General features: G+C 59.0%; 21 protein-coding genes. 17 read left to right on the top strand and 4 right to left on the bottom strand.

Annotated elements, in window-relative coordinates; all coding sequences use genetic code 11:
• Positions 1-113 precede the first annotated feature (113 nt).
• Positions 114-1,013, bottom strand: a complete 900-nt coding sequence (locus ACR0FG_RS20440) for a LysR substrate-binding domain-containing protein (protein WP_480895185.1) — start codon at positions 1,011-1,013, stop codon at positions 114-116.
• 199 nt (positions 1,014-1,212) lie between these two features.
• On the opposite strand from ACR0FG_RS20440, the gene ACR0FG_RS20435 reads away from it, so the two are divergent.
• The 3 genes from ACR0FG_RS20435 to ACR0FG_RS20425 all read left to right on the top strand — a co-directional run bounded on the left by ACR0FG_RS20435 (position 1,213) and on the right by ACR0FG_RS20425 (position 5,743).
• Positions 1,213-3,405, top strand: coding sequence for a dehydrogenase E1 component subunit alpha/beta (locus ACR0FG_RS20435; RefSeq protein ID WP_480895183.1), 2,193 nt, complete (start codon positions 1,213-1,215; stop codon positions 3,403-3,405).
• Positions 3,402-4,436 (top strand): ACP S-malonyltransferase, encoded by a 1,035-nt coding sequence (locus tag ACR0FG_RS20430; RefSeq protein WP_480895181.1) that lies wholly within the window; start codon positions 3,402-3,404, stop codon positions 4,434-4,436. Before ACR0FG_RS20435 ends, ACR0FG_RS20430 begins: the two co-directional genes overlap by 4 nt.
• Before the next feature lie 65 nt (positions 4,437-4,501).
• Entirely contained in the window at positions 4,502-5,743 is a 1,242-nt protein-coding gene (locus ACR0FG_RS20425) for an NAD(P)/FAD-dependent oxidoreductase (RefSeq protein WP_480895179.1), read from the top strand.
• A 4-nt stretch (positions 5,744-5,747) separates the two neighbouring features.
• Here the strand turns inward: ACR0FG_RS20425 and ACR0FG_RS20420 are convergent, their stop codons facing one another.
• Both ACR0FG_RS20420 and ACR0FG_RS20415 read right to left on the bottom strand, forming a co-directional pair.
• Complete coding sequence (locus ACR0FG_RS20420; RefSeq protein WP_170713895.1) at positions 5,748-6,449, bottom strand: SDR family oxidoreductase; 702 nt, start codon at positions 6,447-6,449, stop codon at positions 5,748-5,750.
• A gap of 156 nt (positions 6,450-6,605) precedes the next feature.
• A complete protein-coding gene (locus ACR0FG_RS20415; protein WP_480895178.1) occupies positions 6,606-7,508 on the bottom strand; it encodes a LysR family transcriptional regulator in 903 nt (300 codons plus the stop codon).
• A gap of 75 nt (positions 7,509-7,583) precedes the next feature.
• Between ACR0FG_RS20415 and ACR0FG_RS20410 the strand changes: the two genes are divergently transcribed.
• The 5 genes from ACR0FG_RS20410 (at position 7,584) to ACR0FG_RS20390 (ending at position 14,758) form a co-directional block, all read left to right on the top strand.
• On the top strand, positions 7,584-10,796 hold the full coding sequence (locus ACR0FG_RS20410; protein WP_480895176.1) for a reductive dehalogenase: 3,213 nt from the start codon (positions 7,584-7,586) through the stop codon (positions 10,794-10,796).
• A gap of 126 nt (positions 10,797-10,922) precedes the next feature.
• Positions 10,923-11,789: an FAD binding domain-containing protein gene (locus ACR0FG_RS20405; protein ID WP_480895174.1), complete on the top strand. Its 867-nt coding sequence runs from the start codon at positions 10,923-10,925 to the stop codon at positions 11,787-11,789.
• Complete coding sequence (locus ACR0FG_RS20400) at positions 11,786-12,265, top strand: (2Fe-2S)-binding protein (protein WP_480732319.1); 480 nt, start codon at positions 11,786-11,788, stop codon at positions 12,263-12,265. The genes ACR0FG_RS20405 and ACR0FG_RS20400 overlap by 4 nt, the downstream gene beginning before the upstream one ends.
• A complete protein-coding gene (locus tag ACR0FG_RS20395) occupies positions 12,265-14,520 on the top strand; it encodes a xanthine dehydrogenase family protein molybdopterin-binding subunit (RefSeq protein ID WP_480895172.1) in 2,256 nt (751 codons plus the stop codon). Before ACR0FG_RS20400 ends, ACR0FG_RS20395 begins: the two co-directional genes overlap by 1 nt.
• Entirely contained in the window at positions 14,513-14,758 is a 246-nt protein-coding gene (locus ACR0FG_RS20390) for a MoaD/ThiS family protein (protein ID WP_480895170.1), read from the top strand. The genes ACR0FG_RS20395 and ACR0FG_RS20390 overlap by 8 nt, the downstream gene beginning before the upstream one ends.
• An 11-nt stretch (positions 14,759-14,769) precedes the next feature.
• Here ACR0FG_RS20390 and ACR0FG_RS20385 read toward each other — a convergent pair whose 3' ends face one another.
• A complete protein-coding gene (locus ACR0FG_RS20385) occupies positions 14,770-15,207 on the bottom strand; it encodes a hypothetical protein (RefSeq protein ID WP_480895169.1) in 438 nt (145 codons plus the stop codon).
• 393 nt (positions 15,208-15,600) lie between these two features.
• Between ACR0FG_RS20385 and ACR0FG_RS20380 the strand changes: the two genes are divergently transcribed.
• From ACR0FG_RS20380 to ACR0FG_RS20340, 9 genes are all read left to right on the top strand, one after another.
• Positions 15,601-16,266 carry a SatD family protein gene (locus ACR0FG_RS20380; RefSeq protein WP_480895167.1) on the top strand — a complete coding sequence of 222 codons (666 nt, stop codon included), beginning with the start codon at positions 15,601-15,603 and terminating at the stop codon, positions 16,264-16,266.
• Entirely contained in the window at positions 16,266-16,859 is a 594-nt protein-coding gene (locus tag ACR0FG_RS20375) for a hypothetical protein (RefSeq protein WP_480895165.1), read from the top strand. The genes ACR0FG_RS20380 and ACR0FG_RS20375 overlap by 1 nt, the downstream gene beginning before the upstream one ends.
• A 425-nt stretch (positions 16,860-17,284) precedes the next feature.
• Positions 17,285-17,719: a hypothetical protein gene (locus tag ACR0FG_RS20370; RefSeq protein ID WP_480895163.1), complete on the top strand. Its 435-nt coding sequence runs from the start codon at positions 17,285-17,287 to the stop codon at positions 17,717-17,719.
• Entirely contained in the window at positions 17,720-18,193 is a 474-nt protein-coding gene (locus tag ACR0FG_RS20365) for a hypothetical protein (RefSeq protein WP_480895162.1), read from the top strand. It abuts the gene before it with no gap.
• The gene (locus tag ACR0FG_RS20360) at positions 18,190-18,417 is read left to right on the top strand and encodes a hypothetical protein (RefSeq protein ID WP_480895160.1); all 228 of its coding nucleotides are present in this window, start codon (positions 18,190-18,192) and stop codon (positions 18,415-18,417) included. The genes ACR0FG_RS20365 and ACR0FG_RS20360 overlap by 4 nt, the downstream gene beginning before the upstream one ends.
• Before the next feature lie 484 nt (positions 18,418-18,901).
• The gene (locus ACR0FG_RS20355) at positions 18,902-19,261 is read left to right on the top strand and encodes a hypothetical protein (RefSeq protein ID WP_480895158.1); all 360 of its coding nucleotides are present in this window, start codon (positions 18,902-18,904) and stop codon (positions 19,259-19,261) included.
• Positions 19,262-19,464: 203 nt separating this feature from the next.
• Positions 19,465-19,608 carry a hypothetical protein gene (locus ACR0FG_RS20350; protein ID WP_480895156.1) on the top strand — a complete coding sequence of 48 codons (144 nt, stop codon included), beginning with the start codon at positions 19,465-19,467 and terminating at the stop codon, positions 19,606-19,608.
• Positions 19,608-19,817 carry a hypothetical protein gene (locus ACR0FG_RS20345; protein WP_480895154.1) on the top strand — a complete coding sequence of 70 codons (210 nt, stop codon included), beginning with the start codon at positions 19,608-19,610 and terminating at the stop codon, positions 19,815-19,817. Before ACR0FG_RS20350 ends, ACR0FG_RS20345 begins: the two co-directional genes overlap by 1 nt.
• A 131-nt stretch (positions 19,818-19,948) precedes the next feature.
• Entirely contained in the window at positions 19,949-22,111 is a 2,163-nt protein-coding gene (locus ACR0FG_RS20340) for a hypothetical protein (RefSeq protein WP_480895153.1), read from the top strand.
• Positions 22,112-22,320 lie beyond the last annotated feature (209 nt).

Genomic DNA, 22,320 nt, shown 5'->3' with positions numbered 1-22,320 from the left:
ATTCCTGTCGGAACATCTCCTCAGGTTGGGCCGGCCCAGCGCGGGCAAAGCCCGCGCCGGCCCGGCCCCCCTGCCGTCCGCAGGACGCAAGGCCAAAGGCCGCGCAGCAGGTGCTAAGCTGCGGTATCCTCTTTCAACTGTCGTTCCAGCCACCCGCGAAAGGATTGGACGGGTTGTGAGGTGGACCGGGTGACGGGCCAGACCAGAAAATACTCCCCAAGGCTCACCCCCGGCGCATCCCAGGCCGGAACCAACCGTCCGGCACGCAGATCATCTTCGATCAGAAAAGCAGGCAACAACGCCACGCCCAGCCCATGCACAGTTGCCTGTATCATGGTGGAGAACTGATCAAACAGCATTCCATGCAGTCCAGTGGCGGGATGCCCCTGCGCCTCGAACCACTGCTCCCACGCATCTGCGCGGGTATCGAGATGCAGCAGCGGCGCGTCCCTTAATGCCTCCAATGAGGCAAAGCCGCCGCGCGCCATCTCTGGGGCGCAGACAGGCAGCACCTCCTCGCTCATGATCTTCAGATACTCGACCCCCGCCCAGTCGCGACGCCCGAAATGGATTGCTGCGTCAAAGGGCTCGGCCGCGAAATCAAATGGTTTCAACCGCGTGCCCAGATTGACCGTCACCTCCGGGTGGTGCTGGGCAAAGTCCTGCAGGCGCGGGGCCAGCCAGTGCATCCCAAAGGCGGGCAGGATCGACAGGTTCAATGATCCCCCCTCGGGATTGGCCTTGAGACGCAGCGCAGCCTGCGCCAGATCGTTCAGCGAACCCCTTGCGGTTTGCACATAGTCTTGCGCCGCCGGTGTCAGGCGTAAACGCACCTGATTGCGGTCGATCAGGTCTATGCCCAGCTGGTCCTCGGCGGTTTTCAATTGGCGACTGACGGCGCTTTGGGTCAAGGAAAGTTCCTCGGCCGCGGCAGAGGCGCTGCCGAGGCGATCAACGGCCTCTAACGCCAGCAAGGATGAAATCGACGGCAGGAACCGGCGTGGTGCAATCATATGATAAATCCTCATACCTGCTGGACGCAATATCACTGGTTTTTCACCCGGACCAGAGCCATGACACTCGGGTCGCAGATGTGCTGTGTTTGCGGGCTTGCCGGCTTGGCGGCACAATTTCGCGTAGACAGGCCGGACGAAACAACCGACGAATTGGAACAGATCGCCAGAATTGGGCGAACGGAACTCGAGGACTGATATGGATCGCGCCCAGATCGTACATGAGAATTTCCTGAACCGCGTTGCCGCGCGCGATTTCCCCCCCGGTTCCGCGCCACGCGAAGGGCTGAGCAACGCGGATGCGGTGTCGCTGTTTCGTTCGCAAGTCCTGAGCCGGGCGCTGGACCGCACCAGCCGCACCATGCAGAAAGAGGGCAAGGGCTTTTACACCATCGGTTCCTCCGGGCACGAGGGCATGGCCGCCGTCGCCCATGCCCTGCGCCCAAGCGATATTGCCTTTCTGCACTACCGCGATGCCGCGTTTCAGATCGCGCGGGCCGAGCAGGTGCCGGGGCAGCAAATCGCCTGGGACATGCTGCTGAGTTTCGCGTGCTCCAGCGACGATCCGACGTCGGGCGGGCGGCACAAGGTGCTTGGATCGAAAAGCCTGATGATCCCGCCGCAAACCTCGACCATCGCCAGCCATCTGCCCAAAGCGGTCGGTGCCGCCTATGCGTTGGGCGCGGCAAAGCGGCACGCGCCCGAGCATCGCGCATTGCCCGAGGACGGGATCGCGATGTGTTCCTTCGGGGATGCCTCGGCCAACCATTCAACTGCGCAGGGGGCCATCAACACCGCCGGTTGGACCAGCGTGCAATCAACGCCGCTGCCCCTACTGTTCGTGTGCGAAGATAATGGTATCGGCATATCGGTGAAAACGCCGAAAGGCTGGATTCAGGCATCGATGGAGCATCGGCCCGGCATCAAGTACTTTCAGGCCAACGGGCTGGACATCTATGAAACCTATGCCGTGGCCAAGCAGGCAGCTGACTATGTCCGGACCCGCCGCAAACCGGCCTTTCTGCACCTGAAAACAGTGCGCCTATACGGTCACGCAGGCGCGGATGTGCCCACGACTTACCTCAGCAAGTCCGAGGTTGAGGCCGATGAGGCCAATGATCCGCTACTGCATTCCGTTCGCCTGCTGGATCAGGCCGGGGCGCTGACGCCGGACGCGGCGTTGAAAATCTATACACAGACCTGCGCACGCACCGACCGGGTCGCGGCCGAGGCCGCCACGCGACCGCATCTGACCACCGCGCAGGATGTCATGGCCAGCCTGATCCCTCCAAAGCGCGCGTGCAAGCCGACGAATGGCCCGGATGCAAAGGCCCGTGCCGCCAGTTTTGGCAGCGACCTGCGTGCCATGGCTGAACCTCAACCCATGAGCCGCCTGATCAACTGGGCGCTGACCGACCTGATGCTGGAACATGGCGAGATTCTGTGCATGGGCGAGGATGTTGGTCGCAAGGGTGGCGTCTACGGTGTTACGCAAAAGCTGCAACAGCGCTTTGGCCCGGATCGGGTGATCGATACGCTGCTGGATGAGCAATCCATTCTTGGTCTGGCCATCGGGCTGGGGCACAACGGCTTTGTTCCGATCCCCGAGATTCAGTTCCTCGCCTATCTCCACAACGCCGAAGACCAGATACGGGGCGAGGCGGCGACCCTGCCGTTTTTCTCGAACGGACAATTCACCAACCCGATGGTGCTGCGCATCGCGGGGTTGGGATACCAAAAGGGCTTTGGCGGTCATTTTCACAATGACAACTCGCTGGCCGTCCTTCGGGATATTCCCGGCGTGATCATTGCTTGCCCGTCGACCGGAGCGGACGCGGCGCAAATGCTGCGCGAATGTGTGCGGCTGGCGCGGGAAGAGCAGCGGGTCGTGGTATTTCTGGAACCCATCGCGCTTTATCCGATGCGCGATCTACATGCGCCGCAAGACGTGGGGTGGATGACCACTTATCCCTCGGTGGATCAGCGTATCGCATTGGGCGAGGTTGGCGTGCACGGACAGGGCACCGATCTGGCCATCGTCACCTATGGCAACGGGCATTACCTGTCGCAACAGGCCCTGCCCGAATTGCAGGCCGCAGGGCTGAAGACCCGGATCATCGACCTGCGCTGGCTTGCCCCCTTGCCGGTCGAGGCCCTGCGCGAGGCCACCAAAACGTGCAAGCACGTTTTGATCGTCGACGAATGCCGCCGCACCGGCAGCCAGTCCGAGGCGCTGATGACTTTCTTCGTCGAAGAAAGTCCCGCCACCCCAACCGCGCGCGTTGTGGCCGAGGACAGTTTCATTGCCACCGGTCCGGCCTATGCTGCGCCGCTGCCATCCAAGGACGGGATCGTGGCCGCAGCCCTGAAACTGACGGGGGTAAAGAAATGACCCGCACCGCTGTTGTGATCTGCCCCGGGCGGGGCACCTATAACAAACCTGAACTGGGCTATCTGCATCGCCACCACGCCGCGCGGATAGATATGTTTCAAAGCTTCGATGCCATCCGCACCGCACAGGGGCAGGATGCCGTCACCGCTCTGGACGGGGCCGCACGCTATTCGGTGGCGCGCTATTCGCGTGGCGATGTGGCCTCGCCCCTAATCTATGCCGCCTCATTGGCGGATGCGCAGGCATTGGCGGATGATATCGAGGTTGTAGCCGTCACCGGAAACTCGATGGGGTGGTATTCGGCGCTGGCCGTGGCCGGTGCGCTCAGCCCCACCGACGGGTTCCGGGTCGTCAACACAATGGGCACGCTGATGCAGGATCACCTGATCGGCGGCCAGCTGGTGTACCCGTTTGTCGATGACGACTGGACCAATGACGCGGCGCGTAAATCCGCCCTTCTGGCCGAAATTGCTCGCATTGATGCACTTGAAGGGCATGATCTGGCACTCTCCATTGACCTCGGCGGAATGCTGGTTCTGGCCGGAAACGAAACAGGTCTGACCACGTTCGAGGCATCGCAGCCCACAGTGCAGGGCCGCTTTCCCATGCGCCTGCAGAACCATGCCGCCTTTCATACGCAATTGCAGGCTCCGGTCGCGGCGCAGGGGCGGGCGGCGCTGGGTGCGGACCTCTTTGGCCAACCCGATCATCCGATGATCGACGGGCGTGGCAAAATCTGGTGGCCCGGGGCCACCGACCGCGATGCGCTGTGGGATTACACTCTGGGCCATCAGGTCACCGAGACCTATGATTTCACCCGTGCCATTCAAACCGCTGCGCGCGAGTTCGCGCCGGACCTGTTCATCGTGACAGGCCCGGGGGCAACATTGGGCGGGGCGGTGGCGCAATCGCTTGTTCTGGCGGATTGGAAAGGGATGCGCGATAAAACCTCGTTTCAGACCCAACAGGACGAACGGCCCCTGCTGGTTGCGATGGGCCGCGACGACCAAAGGGCGCTCGCCACCGGGTAAGCGATGAGGATTGGCGCAAACAAGGCAGAGGTTTCTTGAAGTCTATCGAACACTCTTTATGGCGAATGACCAGCGCCGAACGGATCGACACACAGCCGCTGTCCGGCGATCTGTCGGTCGATCTGGCCGTCATTGGCGGCGGCTATACCGGCTGTTCCGCTGCTCTGACAGCGGCAGAGGATGGCGCATCTGTCTGCCTGCTTGAGGCACATGAGATCGCGCATGGCGGCTCGGGCCGCAATGTCGGGCTGGTCAATGCCGGTCTGTGGTTGCCGCCGCAACAGATCCGCGACCACCTTGGGCAAGCCGCCGGGGACCGGCTGACGCAGCTTTTGTCCGATGCGCCGTCCGGTGTCTTCGGTCGGATCGAAAAGCACGACATCGCCTGCGCACCGATCCGCAACGGAACGCTTCATTGCGCGCATTCCGCGTCAGGATTTCGAAACCTCACAACGCGCCACGCACAGCTTGCAGCATCCGGTGCCCCGGTCGAACTGCTCTCTGCCGCCGAGGCCGAGTCCAGAACCGGCAGTGCCGGGTTTCACGGGGCGTTGTTTGACCCTCGGGCAGGCACCATTCAGCCCTTGGCCTATTGCGTAGGTCTGGTCCGCGCCGCCTCGCGTTTGGGGGCACATGTCCATGAAAACAGCGCGGTTCAGGAGCTGCACCACCGCGATGACCATTGGATGTTGAAAACATCCGGCGGAACAGTGCGCGCCCGCGCCGTCATTCAGGCGACAAACGCGTATCATCAGGGGTTGACGCCAACCGAAACCGCCTATGTCCCTGTCTACTATTTCCAATATGCAACCGCGCCCCTGTCGGACAATCTGCACGCCAGCATTCTGCCCGGGGGCGAGGGGTGCTGGGATACCGGCCTGATCATGACGTCGTTTCGTCTGGACCCACAGGGGCGGTTCATCATTGGCGGCATGGGGGATCTGGGCCATCCGGGCAGCGCGGCCCATCGCCATTGGGTGCAGCGAAAACTGGCCCAGCTTTACCCGATGCTGGCCGACCAGACCCTGACCGACGGCTGGCACGGTCGCATCGCCATGACCCGCGATCACCTGCCCAAGATCACGGAAATCGGCCCCAATGCCCTGTCGGTTCACGGCTTTTCAGGCCGGGGCATCGGGCCGGGTACGGTCTTTGGGCACCTGATGGCCAAAGCTCTGCTGGGCGGGGATCTATCGCAACTACCGATCCCAGCCGTGTCTGAGTATCACGAATCCCACCCCGGCCTGCGCCGCGCCTTCTTTGAAACCGGCGCGGCACTGACGCATTTGATCAAGGCGCGGTTCTGATCGCTTAAACCGACCGGGTGATCCCGCCATCCACGCGAATGTTCTGGCCTGTGATATATCCACCGCCCTCGGAGGCCAGCAGCGAGATGACCGAGGCGATCTCATCATAGCTGCGGCCATACCGGCCCATCGGGATACGTTCGCGGAACTCGGGCTTTTCGGGCAGGCTGTCGATGAAACCCGGCAGCACGTTGTTCATGCGGATATTGTCGCCTGCGTATTTGTCGGAATAAAGTTTGGTAAAGGCCGCAAGACCAGCGCGAAACACGCCCGAGGTCGGAAAGACCGGATCAGGTTCGAACGCCGCAAAGGTCGAGATATTGATGATCGCACCGCCCCCCTGCGCCTGCATGATCGGCGTGACGATCCGGGTCGGACGCACTGCGTTCAGAAAATAGACATCCATTCCAGTGTGCCAATCTTCGTCCGTCAGCTCCATCACAGGCGCGCGCGGCCCGTGCCCTGCCGAGTTCACCAGCACGTCCACCCGACCCCAATGGGCCATGGCCGCATCGACCAGCTTTTGCAGATCGTCGCTGGACTGGTTCGAACCTGTCACCCCAACGCCGCGCAGTTCCGCCGCCAAAGCTTCACCCTTGCCCGAGGATGACAGGATACCAACCTTGAACCCGTCCGCGGCCAGCCTTCGCGCCGCATCCGCCCCCATGCCACTGCCGCCCGCCGTGATCAGCGCCACTTTGGTCATCTGTTTCCTCCGTTATGAGACGATGGCCAATCGTGCCGCCAGCGGATCGGTTTGGCCAATCAGAACTTCCGCTTCCAGGCACTTTAGCGATTATCCATGCCTTTGCACGATATCTGATGTTCGTCTGACCGCCGCTATGCGCAACTGGTTGCTGGCTCAGGTCTGAAGATCGGCAGCAATCGCCTTGATCCGGGCGCGCAACCAGCGATGGGCCGGATCGTTCGACGACCGCTGATGCCAGACCATGAAAATCGAAACCGGGTCGCAGGCAAACGGCAACGGCGCGCAATCCAGCGCCGCAAGTGGCCCGCGTTTCATCAATGCCGTATCGGTCGAAATCAGGTCGCTGCCTTCTACAAAGGACGGGATCGCGTTGAAATGGGGCAGGGTGACAACGGCCGGACTGATCTGGCTCTGATCCACGCCACGCATGACCGCGCGCGCATTGCGTCCGTCGGCAAAGCGAACCTCGACATGATCGCTGCGGCAATAGCTATCCCAACTGTCCGGCGGGGCGCGATGCGCGGCATCATAGAACACCATCAGCGGGCTGGTCAGCAGCCGCGTCTGAAAAATATCCGGCCCGTCCGGCGGCAAAGGTGTCAGCATCAACTGGCACCGATCACTGCGCAACAGTTCGGGGTCTGGCACGCCCGAGGGGATGAACTCCAGCCGCAGCCGCACCCCGTCAATGCGGGCAGACCGCAGCAGGTCGGGAAAGATCAACTCGCGCGGCATGTCATTGGTGGCGATCTGAAAGCTCATCTGCTCGGACAGCGGATCAAACGGACGATCCTCGGTCAGGGCGCGCATATTGTCCAAAACGGCCTGAACCGGGTCTTTCAGCGACAAGGCCCGCTCGGTCGGGGTCAGCCCCTGACCGGACCGCACAAACAACGGATCACCCAACACCTGCCGCAGCTTGGCCAGAGTGTGCGAGATCGCGGATTGCGTAACACCCAGCTGGTCAGCCGCTTTTGAGACCGAGCTTTCCTGCAATATGGTCAGAAAGACCCGCAGCACTTTGCCGTCCAGATCAGTGAAATCAGTTTTGCTCATACCATGTATGATTATTCATGAATGGATTTGCTGTCCATCTCAGGCTACCTGACAGGTGCAGACAGGAGGCACATAATGGGTATCCGCTTTTTCTCGGACAAAAATCGCCCCGTTCATATGGGGGGATACCCATTGGAAAGGCTGGCGCGGCAAGCGAACATGCCCGACCTGTCACAGCTGCGCCCGATGCAGGCGCTCAGCTATCACCGGCCTGAACAACCCGACAGCATCGTCAATGCGATGGGTGAATTTCAGGCCATGATGGACGCCATTCGCGACGGCTTTGTGAACCCGGTGACGTCTGAAATCCCCGCGGATCCCGTGGAGCGGGCCAATCACCTCAAGGCGTTTGGTTACTTCAACGATGCCTCGATGATGGGCTGCGGCCCGCTTCCGCCCGAGGCTTTGCTGGCCGAACCGCGCCGCAATCCCGATATCGACCGTCTGGCCCACGCCTTGCGCACGCGCCAGACCAAGACGCTGGCCTCGGGGATCGACGTGATCATGGCCGACCTCAAGGAAAGCATGGAGGCGACGCCCGGCTCGATCGACAGCCATCGTCATGTGATCGTGTTTCTTTATGAACACAACCGCGACCCTGACCCGTCCGAGCCGGGGGCAGACTGGATCATCGATGCGCAGGACCATCGCGCCTGCCTGCTGGCCACCGAAAACGCGGTGGTGATTGCGAATTACATTCGGTTGCTGGGCTTTGACGCGCGGGCGCACACGGCGATGTCATCCGAGGTCGATCTGGGCAAGCTGGCTGTCGCGGCGGGTCTGGGCTCGGTCGAGGATGGTGAGGTGATTGTGCCTTGGCTTGGTCGGCGCTTTGGTTTGGCAGCGGTGACGACCGAAATGGAAATCGCGCATGACCAGCCGCTGCAACCCATGGCGCAGCAACCGTGGTTTCGCACGCAAGGCCCGGCGTGGTGGCTGGGCACAGGTTTCGCCAAGAACGCCTTGAACCGAGATCCATATGCCAAACGGCCCTACAAAGACGGCGCGCATCCGTTTGAAAAGCTCAAACGGGTCGACAGCCCGACCACTTATATCGACGAGGAAAACGTCGCCCGCGTTCCCAAACGCGCCGATATGTTCGCTCGCGCGCAGTTCGGAGATATGGGCAAAACGCTGCAGGACAGCGCCAAGGGTGGCTACTACGTACGCAAATCCGCGCCCAGTTTTGCGCAGCGGCGGGCTTTGGGGGCGTTCGTCCTGCTACAGGACGGCGACAGCACAGATGCGCCGCGCCCCACGGATGCTGAACGCAACGCGGCCAACCTCAAGGCGGCCAGCTATTTCCTTGGGGTCGATGCCGTTGGTCTCAGCCGCTGTCCCGAATGGGCGTGGTATTCGCATGATGCGACGGGCGAAGAAATCACGCCCCCGCACGACCAGGCGATCAGCATGATCATCGATCAGGGCTATGAGACGATGGAAGGGGCCAGCGGCGATGACTGGATCAGCGTCGCCCAATCGATGCGCGCCTATCTGCGGTTCTCGCTGCTGGGCGGCGTGATTGCACAGCAAATCCGCAACCTCGGCTACAAGGCCCGCGCGCATACGGTGATGGATGGAGAGGTGCTGCAACCGCCGCTGTTGCTGCTATCCGGCTTGGGCGAGGTCAGCCGGATAGGCGAGGTCATCCTGAACCCGTACCTCGGCCCGCGCCTGAAATCGGGCGCGGTGACGACCGACATGCCGATGGCGCATGACATGCCCATCGATTTCGGCCTGCAGACATTCTGCGAGTCGTGCAACAAATGCGCCCGCGAATGCCCCTCAGGCGCGATCACCGCCGGACCGAAGCTGATGTTCAACGGCTATGAAATCTGGAAATCCGACAGCCAGAAATGCGCCACCTATCGCATCACCACACCGGGCGGCGCGATGTGCGGACGTTGCATGAAGACCTGCCCGTGGAACCTCGAAGGTATCTTCAAGGAAAAACCCTTCCGCTGGGCGGCGATGAACATCCCCTCTGCCGCGCCTGCGCTGGCCCGTCTGGATGACGCGGTCGGCAATGGCGGGCTGAACGACACCAAGAAATGGTGGTGGGACCACGAATTGCAGCCGGACGGGGCCTACCGCCCCTCGCAGCACCCGCTGAACCGGCGCGACCTGCAAACCGATCTGGACCTGAAATATGAGGACCAGACGCTGGCCGTCTATCCCGCCCCTCTGGCCCCGCATCCCTGGCCCTATCCCTTTGCCATGGACCGCGAGGCCGGGATCGCAGCCTATGAGGCGATGGTAACGGCTGACGAATACAAGGCCCGCAAGGCGGCAGGTGATCTGTCGGTGATCCACCGCTATCAAATCGCAGGCGACGCCCCGGTCATGCGGGTGGAACTGACCAAGGTCGACAAGATGACCATGGATGTCACGAAATACGAGTTCTCGACCCTCGACGGCGCGCCCCTGCCGGAATGGACCGCTGGCGCGCATCTGGATGTGCTGGTCGCGCCCGAATTCTTGCGGCAATATTCCATGTCCGGCGATCCGACCGACCGCAGCACCTATCAGATCGGTGTTCTGCGCGAGGATGCAGGGCGCGGTGGCTCGGCCTTGCTGCACCGTATCTTCAACGAAGGCCGCAAGGTCTTCATCTCGAAACCGATCAACCATTTCGAACTGGATGAGACTGCGACCAAGACGTTCCTGATGGGTGGCGGTATCGGCATCACCCCGATGATCGCCTTTGCCCACCGGCTGCACGCTTTGGGCAAGCCGTTCGAATTGCACTACTCAGCCAGTACCCGAGCGGGCGCAGGGTATCTGGACGATCTGGCCGCGATGCCGTGGGCCGATCACGTGCACTATCATTTCTCCGACGAAGGCACCCGCGCTGATCTGGATGCGATTCTGTCCGGATATCAGGACGGTTGGCACGTCTATACCTGCGGCCCGGATCGGTTCATGGATGGCGTGATGCAAGCCGCCGAGGCGCAGGGTTTCCCCGAAGAGGCGCGGCATCTGGAATATTTCTCGGTCCCCGAACAGCCCGAATACGAAAACCACCCGTTCACCCTGCGGCTGGCGAAATCGGGCCGTGACCTGCTGATTCCGTCAGACAAGGACGCCGCGCAAGTGCTGAACGAGGCCGGGATCCACGTAGATGTGAAATGCTCCGACGGCATCTGCGGCGTCTGCAAATGCGGCGTTGTTGCGGGCAAGATCGACCATCGCGACTTTGTTCTGTCGAACAAACAGCGCGAAGGCGCGATCATCCTGTGCCAAAGCCGCGCGGCGGAACCCGACGGCGTGATCGAGGTTGACCTCTAGGCAGGTCCAAAACCGACATCTCCAACCTGAAAAATACGTCGCGGCAGCCATGGACGCGGGCGGATGCCTGCACTAACTTCCCCTCGAACCCCAGTAGACCCTGATCCACAGGTGCGAGGTAAATTCATGGACTATCACAGCCCCGCCAGCTTTGCCGAAGCTTCGGCTCTGGCGGCAAACGCAACGGGCATCACACGATTTCTGGCAGGTGGTACCGATGTTCTGGTGCAGCTGCGCTCGGAACTGGTGACACCCGACACCCTGATCGACATCAAGAAGATCGACGGTGTGCACGACATCACCCGCAACGCCGATGGCAGCTGGACGCTGGGCGTCGCCGCCACCGGTGCCGAGATGAGCGAACATCCGGAACTGGGCCGCGACTGGCCCGGCGTGGTCGAGGCGATGGACCTGATCGGATCGACCCAGGTGCAGGGGCGCGCGACGCTGACCGGCAACCTGTGCAATGGCTCTCCGGCAGCGGATTCGGTGCCTGCGATGGTCGCGGCAGGCGTAACCGTTACCGTGACCGGCCCCGACGGGGATCGCACGATCGCGGTCGAAGATATCCCGACCGGCCCCGGCAAGACGTCCCTGGCCAAGGGCGAGGTGATCTCAGCCGTCAACATTCCTGCCCGCGGCGAAAACGGTGGCGACGCCTATCTGCGCTTCATCCCACGCACCGAGATGGACATTGCCGTCGTCGGCGTTGGTGTGAACCTGCGGCTGGATGGCGATACCATCACCGAGGCACGCGTTTCACTGGGCGCAGTGGCCCCGACCGTTCTGCTGGTCGAAGACTGTGCCAAGGCCATCATCGGCTCAACGCTGGATGACGCGGCACTGGATGCGCTGGCCGCCGCGGCCTCGGCCGCCTGCAACCCGATCGATGACAAACGCGGCACCATCGCCTTCCGCACCGAAGTGGCCGGAGTGCTGGCCAAACGCGCCGCAAAAATCGCCTATGCCCGCGCCAAGGGAGAGCAAGCATGAGCAAGTTCCACGTATCCACCACTGTCAACGGTGACACGGTCGAATACCTCTGCGACCCGCGCGAAACCCTGCTGGATTGCCTGCGCGACAAACTGAACCTGACCGGCGCGAAAGAAGGCTGCGGCACCGGCGATTGCGGTGCCTGTTCGGTCAGCGTCGATGGCCGTCTGGTCTGTTCCTGCCTTATGCTGGGGGTCGAGGCCGAGGGTAAGCAGATCGAAACGGTCGAAGGCATCGCAGATGGCGACGTCCTGCATCCCTTGCAGAAAAAGATGATCGAATATGCCGCCCTGCAATGCGGCATCTGCACCCCGGGCATTCTGGTTGCAGCGAAGTCGCTGCTTGAGAAAAACCCCAACCCGACCGAAGAAGAAACCCGCTACTGGCTGGCAGGCAACCTGTGCCGGTGTACGGGATATGACAAAATCATTCGCGCCGTGATGGATACGGCGGCTGAGATGCGGGAGGCGTCATAATGGCTCTGGACGATCGCAAAACTGATTTCACTTTCGTTGGAACGCGACCTGACCGGCCCGACGGTCTGGACAAGGTGACAGGCCGTGCCAAGTTCGGCGCGGATATCTCGGCCCCCGGCATGTTGCACGGCGCGATCCTGCGCTCGCCCCATGCCCATGCGCGGATCGTCAAGATCGACACCTCGAAGGCCGAAGCGCACAAGGACGTCAAAGCCGTCGTCACCCGCGCCGATTTCGCTGACGTTCCGTTCTTTCCCGGTCTGGATGGCGAATTCTGGAACGTTCTGGAAAACGTCATGGCAGGCGAAAAGGCGCTCTATGACGGCCACGCGATTGCCGCCGTGGCTGCGACTTCGGCGCTGGCTGCCCGCGACGCGCTGAAACTGATCGAGGTCGAATACGATATCCTGCCCCACGTCACTGATGTGGACAAGGCGATGGCCCCGGATGCGCCGGTTATCCGCGAAGGCGCGGCAGATTATTCCGTTCCCGAAGGGATGCATCCCAACGTCGTGCGCTATCACGAAAGTGGACATGGCGACGTCGAGGCCGGATTTGCCGAGGCGGATCTGGTCATCGAAGACAGCTTTACGACCGAGGCCACCCATCAGGGCTATATCGAACCCCACGCCTGTCTCGCCGCGCTGGGCAATGACGGGAAAGGAGAGCTTTGGTGCACCACCCAGGGCCACTGGATCGCGCAGAAAACCTGTGCGGCGCTTCTGGGCATCGAAACCTCGCAACTGCGCGTCACCGCATCCGAAATCGGTGGCGGGTTCGGCGGCAAGACCACTGTGTTTATCGAACCGGTTGCGCTGGCGCTGAGCCGCAAGGCGAACCGTCCGGTCAAGATCGTGATGAGCCGGTCCGAGGTGTTTCGCGCCACCGGTCCGACCGCCTCGGCGTCGATGGACATCAAGATCGGCATGAAAAAAGACGGCACGATCACGGCGGCTCAGGGCATTTTCCGCCTGCAGGGCGGCGCTTTCCCCGGTGCCCCCGGCGACATGACCGCCATGTGCGCCTTTGCGCCCTATAACCTGACCAATGTGCGGCAGGTGGGCTATGACGTGCTGTCCAACCGCCCCAAACAAGCCGCCTATCGCGCGCCCGGCGCGCCGATGGGGGCCTTTGCGGTGGAATCCGTACTGGACGAGTTGTGCAAGAAGCTGGGCCTCGACCCCGTCGATGTCCGCCTGAAAAACGCCGCACACGAAGGCACCAAGGCCAGCTATGGTCCCCGCTACCAGCGCATCGGTCTGGTCGAAACGCTTGAGGCCGCCAAGGCGCATCCGCATTATTCGGCTCCGCTGAAACCGGGGCAGGGGCGCGGCATCTCTTGTGGATTCTGGTTCAACCACGGCGGCGAAACATCCGTGTCGCTCGCCCTGTCCGAGGACGGCTCGGCACAGGTCATGGTCGGCACGCCCGATATCGGCGGCTCGCGCGCGTCGATGGCGCTGATGGCCGCCGAAGTGCTGGGCATTCCCTACGAAAACATCCGCGTCACCGTCGCCGACACCGCAACGCTGGGCTATAACGACGTCAGCCACGGCTCACGCGTGACTTATGCCTCGGGTCTGGCAACCATCAAGGCCGCCAAACACGCGGTCGAAAAACTGTGCGAACGCGCTGCCGCCAAATGGGGTATCCCCGTGGATGCGGTGAAATGGGAAAACGGCTGCGCCGTGCCTTCTGGCCCCAACGCAGGTGATTTCGACCCGCTGCCACTGGCCGACATCACCGCCAATATGGGCCGCACTGGAGGCCCGATCTCGGGGCACTTTGAAGCCACGCCCGAAGGTGCAGGCGTGTCCTTCGGCACCCATATCGTCGATGCCGAGGTTGACCCGGAAACCGGCAAGACCTCGATCACCCGCTACACGGTCATTCAGGATGCGGGCAAGGCGATCCACCCGGCTTATGTCGAGGGTCAGTATCAGGGCGGTGCCGCGCAAGGCATCGGCTGGGCGCTGAACGAGGAATATATCTATGGCGACGATGGGCGCCTGCAGAACTCGATCTTCCTCGACTACCGCATCCCGGTCGCCAGCGACCTGCCGATGATCGACACGGTGATCGTCGAAGTGCCCAACCCCGGCCACCCCTTCGGTGTGCGCGGTGTGGGCGAGACCGGCATCGTACCGCCACTGGCTGCCATCGCCAATGCGGTTTCCCATGCGGCAGGCGTGCGGATGAAGCAACTGCCCATGTCCCCGCCGCGCATTCTGGCCGCGCTCAAGGACAATGGTTGAGGTCCACCTGTGGTCCGGCCTTCGGTCTCTGACCGGAGGCCAGCAGGTGGTCGAGGTCGAGGCCAAAACCACCGGAGAGGTGCTGCAGGAGCTGATCCGTACCTATCCGCAGCTGAAAGCCCCGATTGACGCAGGCGTGTCCATCGCGATCAACGGCCGCGTCATCGCCACCGGCCTGACCGAACCGATCCCGCAAGGGGCCGAGGTCTATCTGATGCAACGCCTGCGTGGCGGCTGAAACACCCGGACTCAGCGCAGCTTATAGAACTTTTTCTTGTACTTCAGATGAAATCCCCCATGTCGCCTGTGATGAGGGAAAGGCCTATGGACGTGTTTTTTCGGGGCATGAAACCCGTGCCGCTTATGCACCCGACGGGGTTTGTGCTTTTTGTAAACATACCCGTGATGGCCTTTGAATTTATGCCCTTTGAACACCAGCTTGACGCCGCCAACCTGATGAACCCGAGGCTCAGCGGCGGGATCGGAATAGGGCAGAGACCGCTGCACAACGCCATAATGCCGCGTAATTTTGGTTGGGACATGCAGGCCGGATCGCGGCCCGATCTGCAGGGCGGGGACAAATTTGAACCCGCTGGCACCGGTATCGGGAACAGCCTGGGCAAACCCCGCCCCAGCCGCAACAAGGGTTGTCAGGGCAGACACTAGCATAATTCGGGCACGTAACATCAAACCTCCTCCTTCTGACCACAAGGGCTTTGCCTCAAGATGGGAGGTCAGGGACAATCGCGCCAATAAACACTGCTCACGCCAAGGCGAGACTGCGACAGGTGGATGGTTTGAAGGATGGTGCTGCTGGAGAGAATTGAAAAATCCGTCCTCGTGGCGAAAAGTAACCTAAACTACTGATAATAAATGTCTTTACGTATTCTGTGCTAATTGCGTGTAGCGCAGGGACTAACACATCCTCTGACACAATAACTCACTGTTTTCCGCCCTTGAGTCGGGTCGCAAGTACGTCTTGGGTTTCTCTAAAGTGAGACCTACGGTTTCCCATTTTTACCTCATTCTGGGTCACAAACGACATTGACCCACTTTTGGTTACAAGGGTAGATAGGCTTCATGACAAATCCAATCAAAGGTCGCTACGGCATTATAATGGGAGACATAGTGCAGAGTGAAAGCTCTCTGCCAGTTGAGCTCTTATATGAACAGTTCAACAACGCTGTTGAACATCAGAACGTTATTCATAAAGCAGATTTGGTCTCTCCACTAACAATAACACTAGGGGACGAGTTTCAGGGTTTGGTTCGCACGCTCTCCGAAGCCGCCATGATCGCTCGTGACCTAAGATTGGAGCTACTAGAGGGAGGAATTGATTGCCGATTTGTCATTGGGTTTGTAGAAATCAAAACGCCGCTCAATATCGACAAAGCTTGGAACATGATGGGTCCGGGCCTCTCTAGAGCTCGTCGTAAGCTGAACGATAAGAAATCCAATCAGTTTTATCGTTTTTCGATTGAAGAAAACTCACTAGTTGAAACACTACTCGACGCAATCGGTGCTGGTGTAAGTCTTATCGAGCGGGACTGGACGGAGCAGCAACGAAAAGACATCAAAGCATCAATAGAGGGAGCAAGCGCCGCCGATCTTGCGAAGCTCAGAGGTGTCTCAGTACACAGTATTTACAAAGTGCGGAGCTCCGGTGACTTCGAGACTTACTCGGTTCAGTGGCGAGCTATTTCGGATGCTGTCAGTGCGCTAGATAAGCAAAAAAGGATAAATTGATGCAATTTTTATTCGGTGTTTTCTACACCGTGATAGCTTTGGTCCTGCTTACATGGATAGGGAACCTTGCGTGCCAAGAGCTTTTTAGAAGGACAGGTTTAAAGGTTGATTCAAATAGCTCTGGCGACAGCATACCGGACAGCGCTAGTAACAATATCCAGCGAGCAGGATGGATTATTGGATTCTTAGAGCGCTTAGTTCTGGCGATTGGTATAATTACGCAAAGATGGGAAGTTCTAGCAGCAGTTATTGCTTTAAAAACAGTTGCTCGGTTTAAGGAACTTGATAATCAGAGCTTTGCGGAGCTCTTTTTGGTGGGCTCCCTCTTTAGCGTGTTGTGGGCAGTGGTTGTTACCAGTGCTTGGCTTGCGTTCGATCATCACCTCGGAACTGACATCAAATCTCAGCTTTCAAATCTCGTGGCCACACAAAAAACCGAACTCACGCCTTGTACATGCCTACACCTCACGTCAGCAGCAGCGCAAAACGGTTCGATAGACGGGGTATCAAGCCACTGTTTGGGGCAAACCCCTCAAAGCAATAGCAAGCTCTGTATGCCGCTCACACAACCGGTTTCTAAGCCAACTCAGTGACACTCAAAAAAGAGATGAGTTACACAAATCTTTGCACGGGTGCAGGAAAAGGTCACACCTCAATTGACCCAAATTTGGTTACAAAATCGAATGTACCCGAAAACGGTAAAAGTCAGTGTTTTTAGTTTGCTGACAAGTCTTTACCATCGTGTTCAGAGCGATCAGTTGACTGAAGGCCCGCGTTAGCGGGCATTTTCTTTGTGACTATACTCCATTTAAGTCAGTAATGCTGACCTTGACCCGTTTTTGCGGTTTTCTTGCTTTGTTCCCTATTCGGGCGCATAATTCCCACACAACGGGACGAGCGTTCCAAGGAAAACTCCCTTTTATTGTGAGTAGGTTAACAAGTGCTGACCGTAAGTCAAAGCGATCTGGCCCATGCGGTCGGGCTGACGCGTAATACTGTGACGGCCCGGACGCGTGGGTTGGAATACACCACAGGGCCGATGGGTGCACGGCTCTATCGGCTGGCAGATGCCCTGCCGTCCATCAAGCCGCGTGAACGGGATGCTGTACCCGACCTTTTCGACGCAGCTAAAAACGACGGTGAAGAGCTGTGGTTAGGGGACAATGCCGTCGCCCGTGCCCGCCGCTTAGAAAGATGGTTAAAGGGTGAACAGGTTGAACGTCTGTTTGGCGCGAGGGTTGCTTTCACCAATGCTCTGGCCCTGTCTGTTCAGTCTTCCGTGCTCTTTGAACACTTGGAAGCGCTGCGGCTAAAGATTGCTCTACCCGACCCGGTTCTTCGCTGGACCGTCCTTGGCGATGCTGACGCGCTACCGCCCTTTGAACACTGGTCTGTGCCGTACGCAATTACTAACGCCCGATACGAAAATCTCTATGAAAAGGAGGCCGCATAGTTGAGCGACCCAAACGAAACTTTCCGCGACTTGGTCGCTACTGACCCGGTTATGCGGGACCGCTGGCTTGGCACGCGTGAGCGTGCCCAGCAGGTAGCCAATCAACTTGGTGTCACGGTCGACTCTGATGACGATTTGATTGCACTCCCATCCGTCCGGTTGGCTGTTCTAGCCGACGACTACAATGCCGAACAGATGCTGATCGAAATGCAGACTCTTGATGCTGTAAAGGAGCAGGTCAGGCAGCGCGAACTTCGCGAGGCGCTTGAGAAGGGTGAAGAGGATGCCCACGCCGAACTTAATCGCCTTGCACCCTTCCAGCGAATGTCACGCGCACGCGAACTTGGTATGACCGGCGCAGCGCCTGCGCATGACCCGTCTTCGGTCGCTGACGAGGCTACACTACTTCGTAGGCTGCTGACCCTCAGCCCGTCCGAGAGGCTCGCCAAGGCGCGTGCGTGGGGACTGGCATGACCTTGAAACAGATCGAATCCATCATTCGCGAAGATCATGGCGGCGCTTGGTGGGCACTGTTCCACATTTCAGGCGAGGGGTTCTCATTCTTGCCCACTGGCCACAAGCTAACGCCTCTTGCTTACGAAGAGATAAAGCGACGCTTCGGGGCTGCTGACGGCCTTCCCACAACTGACCCAGACCGTCGAAACTCTATTCCTGCGGCGGTGCGCCGTTATGACTAGCCCACCCGAAAAGTCGATTTTCGCGGGTGGACCTTTGCCGCCTCCAATGACTGCCGCCCAAGAAAAACGGAAACTGGCGCGTGATGCCAAATGGAACAATGCCCAGCAGTTGCGCGCTCGCATGTCGGATCAGGAATTGGCGAGCGAACGAGCGCGGCTAAAGTTGGAAATCTGTGCAATCTTGGAGGCGCGGAATGAAGCAGCATAGTGGCATGAAACGTGCACGGGCGCGGTACTTTCGACGCGTAGCATTGTGGCATGCCAGCAGGCTCGCTTGCGATGATGAAGCCACATGGCGGGCGGCATGGTCTGCTATAGGGCGCGCGATCACTGTGCAATTAGAACGCGAATTCGGGGCTTAATTCTAACAAGTGGGGGTTCACTTTGCGGAAGATCGAACCGGCCCCGATGATCCCGGCGGTAGCGTGGCCAAATTTGCTGCCGCCGGGAACCTAACAATCACAACCTGACTTTGGAGAAGATAATGCAGGTGTTTCACAACGGGCGTTTGCCCGAAACGAAGAGTTATGACCGGAATGGAAAGCGAAAGCGTGGCGATGATGAACTGACGTATGAGCTTTCTTCGATCCTCCACAGCGTCGTAAATCGGTATCCGCGATACCGGTCATGCGGCGGGCTTCATGTATCGTTCGATTGGATCAAGTTGCATCTGGACGACGATCCTAGCTTAGCGACACGGGTACTCTCTTCCGCTGGGTTCGTGCCCGGTGAAAATGGCGAATGGTGTTGGCGGCAGGGCGCGTGGCCCTTGTCCAAGGTGGTCAACATGGAATCACTTGGTGATGCGCTGACACGCGCCGTCGATTTTCACCGCCCGGTGTGAAGCCGATTATTACAACCTGAAATAATACAAACTGAGCTTGAAGCTGAGTAGTGGTAATTGGACACCCCATAAATTCAGCTTGAAGCTTAAAATTATATAATATCAATCACTTATTTCTGAATCCGTTGTGTGCCAGCATGTCGCTGAGTAGGTTTCTTCAGGTGTCGAATACACCGAAATAGCGAAATCTAAGGAGACGAAATATGCCGGAAGAAGTGATCAAGCTGACCTTTAAAATGAAGGAACTAGGCGAGCTTCCCCCCACGCCCGAGAACATTGAAGCACTCGCTGCCATGGCGATGGAGGTTGTCTGTTGGTTGCCGACGCCAGAAGTGGGGGCTGCGTGATGGACACCGAAAACGACATTGTTGTTGAAACCGCCCGTACCGCGCTCGTGGCTCTAGATTGGGATGGCCTTGACCCCCAGCCGGTTGGCAATCTGATCTTAGTGTTATCCGACGAACTGAACCACGCAGGCTATGCTTATCGGAATGTGGCGAACATGTTGGAGACAATCGCCGCGTTCTTGAAGGGCTATGAGGCGGGGCGCGTGTGATGGCTGATGTGTTGTCATCATTTGCCCGGACCAGCGACGCCGCAATGCCACCAATTCGCCGGGGAAAGTACGGGGCGCGTTAGCGCCCCTCCTACAAAAGAAGGGAAACAACACTGACTAAGGAGAACAAATTGAGCAGTTATGATTTTGAAGATGCGGTCATTGATGACGAACACACACCCCTACCATCATTGGGGAAGAACCAGATGTCGCCCGGAGCTACGAAGCTTCGACAAAAGATGAGCGGATCAGATATTAGCCGTATCTGCAAGGCGAAGCCGATGGACCCTGAGGTCGCTTTGGAACGGCTGACTAAGAGGGATAGTGAAGGCCGTTTGCTTGTCGCGCCTATGCGGGACGCTCAGCTTGCTTTGTTGTTTGCACAGCTACACGTTCACGGCGCGACGGAACGAGAAAAGGGAGTTGTTAAGCGGGTCATCAAGGAAAACTGGCCTGAGTACACAGCGAACTTTTTGGATGCAGTGCGCAACCTAGCCGAATGTGAAATTGCAGCGTCACGCCGAAATAAGCGCATCAAGAATGAAGACACGAATGTCGTCGATTTGCACGGCTTTGCAGAACAGTGTGACTACGGGCGGAACGGGCTGGAAAAAGCCAACAAGGGTAAGCGCCCGATCTTGTTCACGCACAGCTCTGAACTTGTTCGGGTGCCTCAGACACCAAGGGGCGATGCGCGGATTGAAATTCTGAATCAGAAAACTTTCAACCACGTCCTCAACACTCAGGCTCCGTACCGAAAGACGAGGGGTGATAGCGACTATGTCAGCGCAGCAGCGCCCAAGGACGTTGCAGAGCATTTGTTTGCTGATCCCGCGTTGCCCGTCCCGGAACTTGAAAAGATTGTAACGGTTCCGACGTTTACAAAGGATGGCGACTTGATCCAGACGCCGGGATATCACAAGGCGTCAGGGTTGCTCTATCTTCCTGATCCCGACTTTGTCATCCCGACCATTCCGACCAGGGGTCTGGAACAGGCTGCGCAGCAGTCTGCCGAATTCCTGGTCGATCTTTTCGCAGACTTTCCTTTCGATGGCTGTACCCGGCAGGAAAACGTCGCCAATCCGGGCGCGTCCCTTACCAACTTTCTGGCGCTGTTGCTGACTCCGTTCGTGTCCGCAATCATCGATGATGTCGTACCGGCTCATTTGTTGACTAAGCCTGCCCCCGGCACTGGCGCGTCGCTGTTGGCCGAAGCCTGTCAGCTCGTGACGGACGGTAGAACCGACTTGCGGCCCCCATTGTCACGGAACGAGGATGAGCGCCGTAAGGCGCTGTTCACGGCTTTGCAGACACAGAAGAACTTCCTTGTATACGACAACGTTGCAGGTGAAATGGACTCGCCTACGATTGCGTCCTTCTTGACTTCGCGCGAGTGGACCGACCGCATTCTGGGTCGCACAGGTGAACGAACCATGCGGAACTCATCAGCGACAGTCTGGACCGGAATCAATCCCGGCTTCTCACCTGAATTGCAGCGACGTCTGAGCCTCGTTAAGCTGGACGCCAAGATGGCGAAGCCCGGTGAGCGCGACCCCGCGTCCTTCAAGATCAAGGGTGACTTGAAGAGCCATATAAGGGTGCACCGGGGACAGATTATCGCGGCGTGTTTGACGTTGGTGAAGAACTGGATTGAGAAGGGCAAGCCAAATGCAACGAGCAAGCCCCTAGCTTCCTTCGAACGCTGGCACAGTATCGTCGGTGGTATTCTTGAGACAGTTGGGCTGGACAAGTTCCAGACTAATCGGAGCGAGTTGGAGACAGTTACCGGCGGTGACGGGAATCCGATGCAGGCGCTTGTTCAGGCATGGTATAACGCCGCAAAGAACCGGCTGACGCCGGTTGAAATGGAAGCTCAGGCATCCGGGGAAAATGGGCTTCTGGCACTGGTTGCGGATCACGAAATCCCATTGCCGCTTAAGCTCAAGCGTGATGCAATCAGCGACTTCGATTACTCACCGAAGAGCTTTGGCACCTATCTGGCGCAGGCAAAGGATAGCACCTTCAACATCGAACATAACGGGTGTCAAATAGCCGTTTCACTGACCCATGCGGGCCGCGAAAGCGGTGGGGCAATCTGGCGACTTGTGGAGCGAGAAGCACCGCAGACGGAGACGACACAGGATCGGGAAACTCAGAAAACCGAAAATGTGACTGTCCTTATTGGTCGAGGCCTTTACAGGCTTATGACGCGAGAAGAGCGGCAGGCAATGCGGTCTATGTCGCCAGATGAAAAGGCAGCGCTAAAGAAGCGTCTTGAAGAGCGGGCTGCGTAGTCGCGGCATGCACGTACTGAGAACGATCCGCACTTTGTTTAGCGAGGGCTGCCCGCAGGGCCAAATGCACAAATACATCCAAATACACGCCAAATACATGAGCGTTTTGACCATAAAAACTGTCTGACGTCAGCACCAATGGGACAGTTTAGGTCGATTTGATAAGAGAGGGTTTCTGGCTCATCGTAACCGCCAAGGAGTGGAGATGA

Source organism: Ruegeria sp. E1, assembly GCF_056534225.1.
The sequence above is the reverse complement of the archived record's forward strand: the minus strand, read 5'-3'. Positions and strand labels throughout refer to the sequence as shown.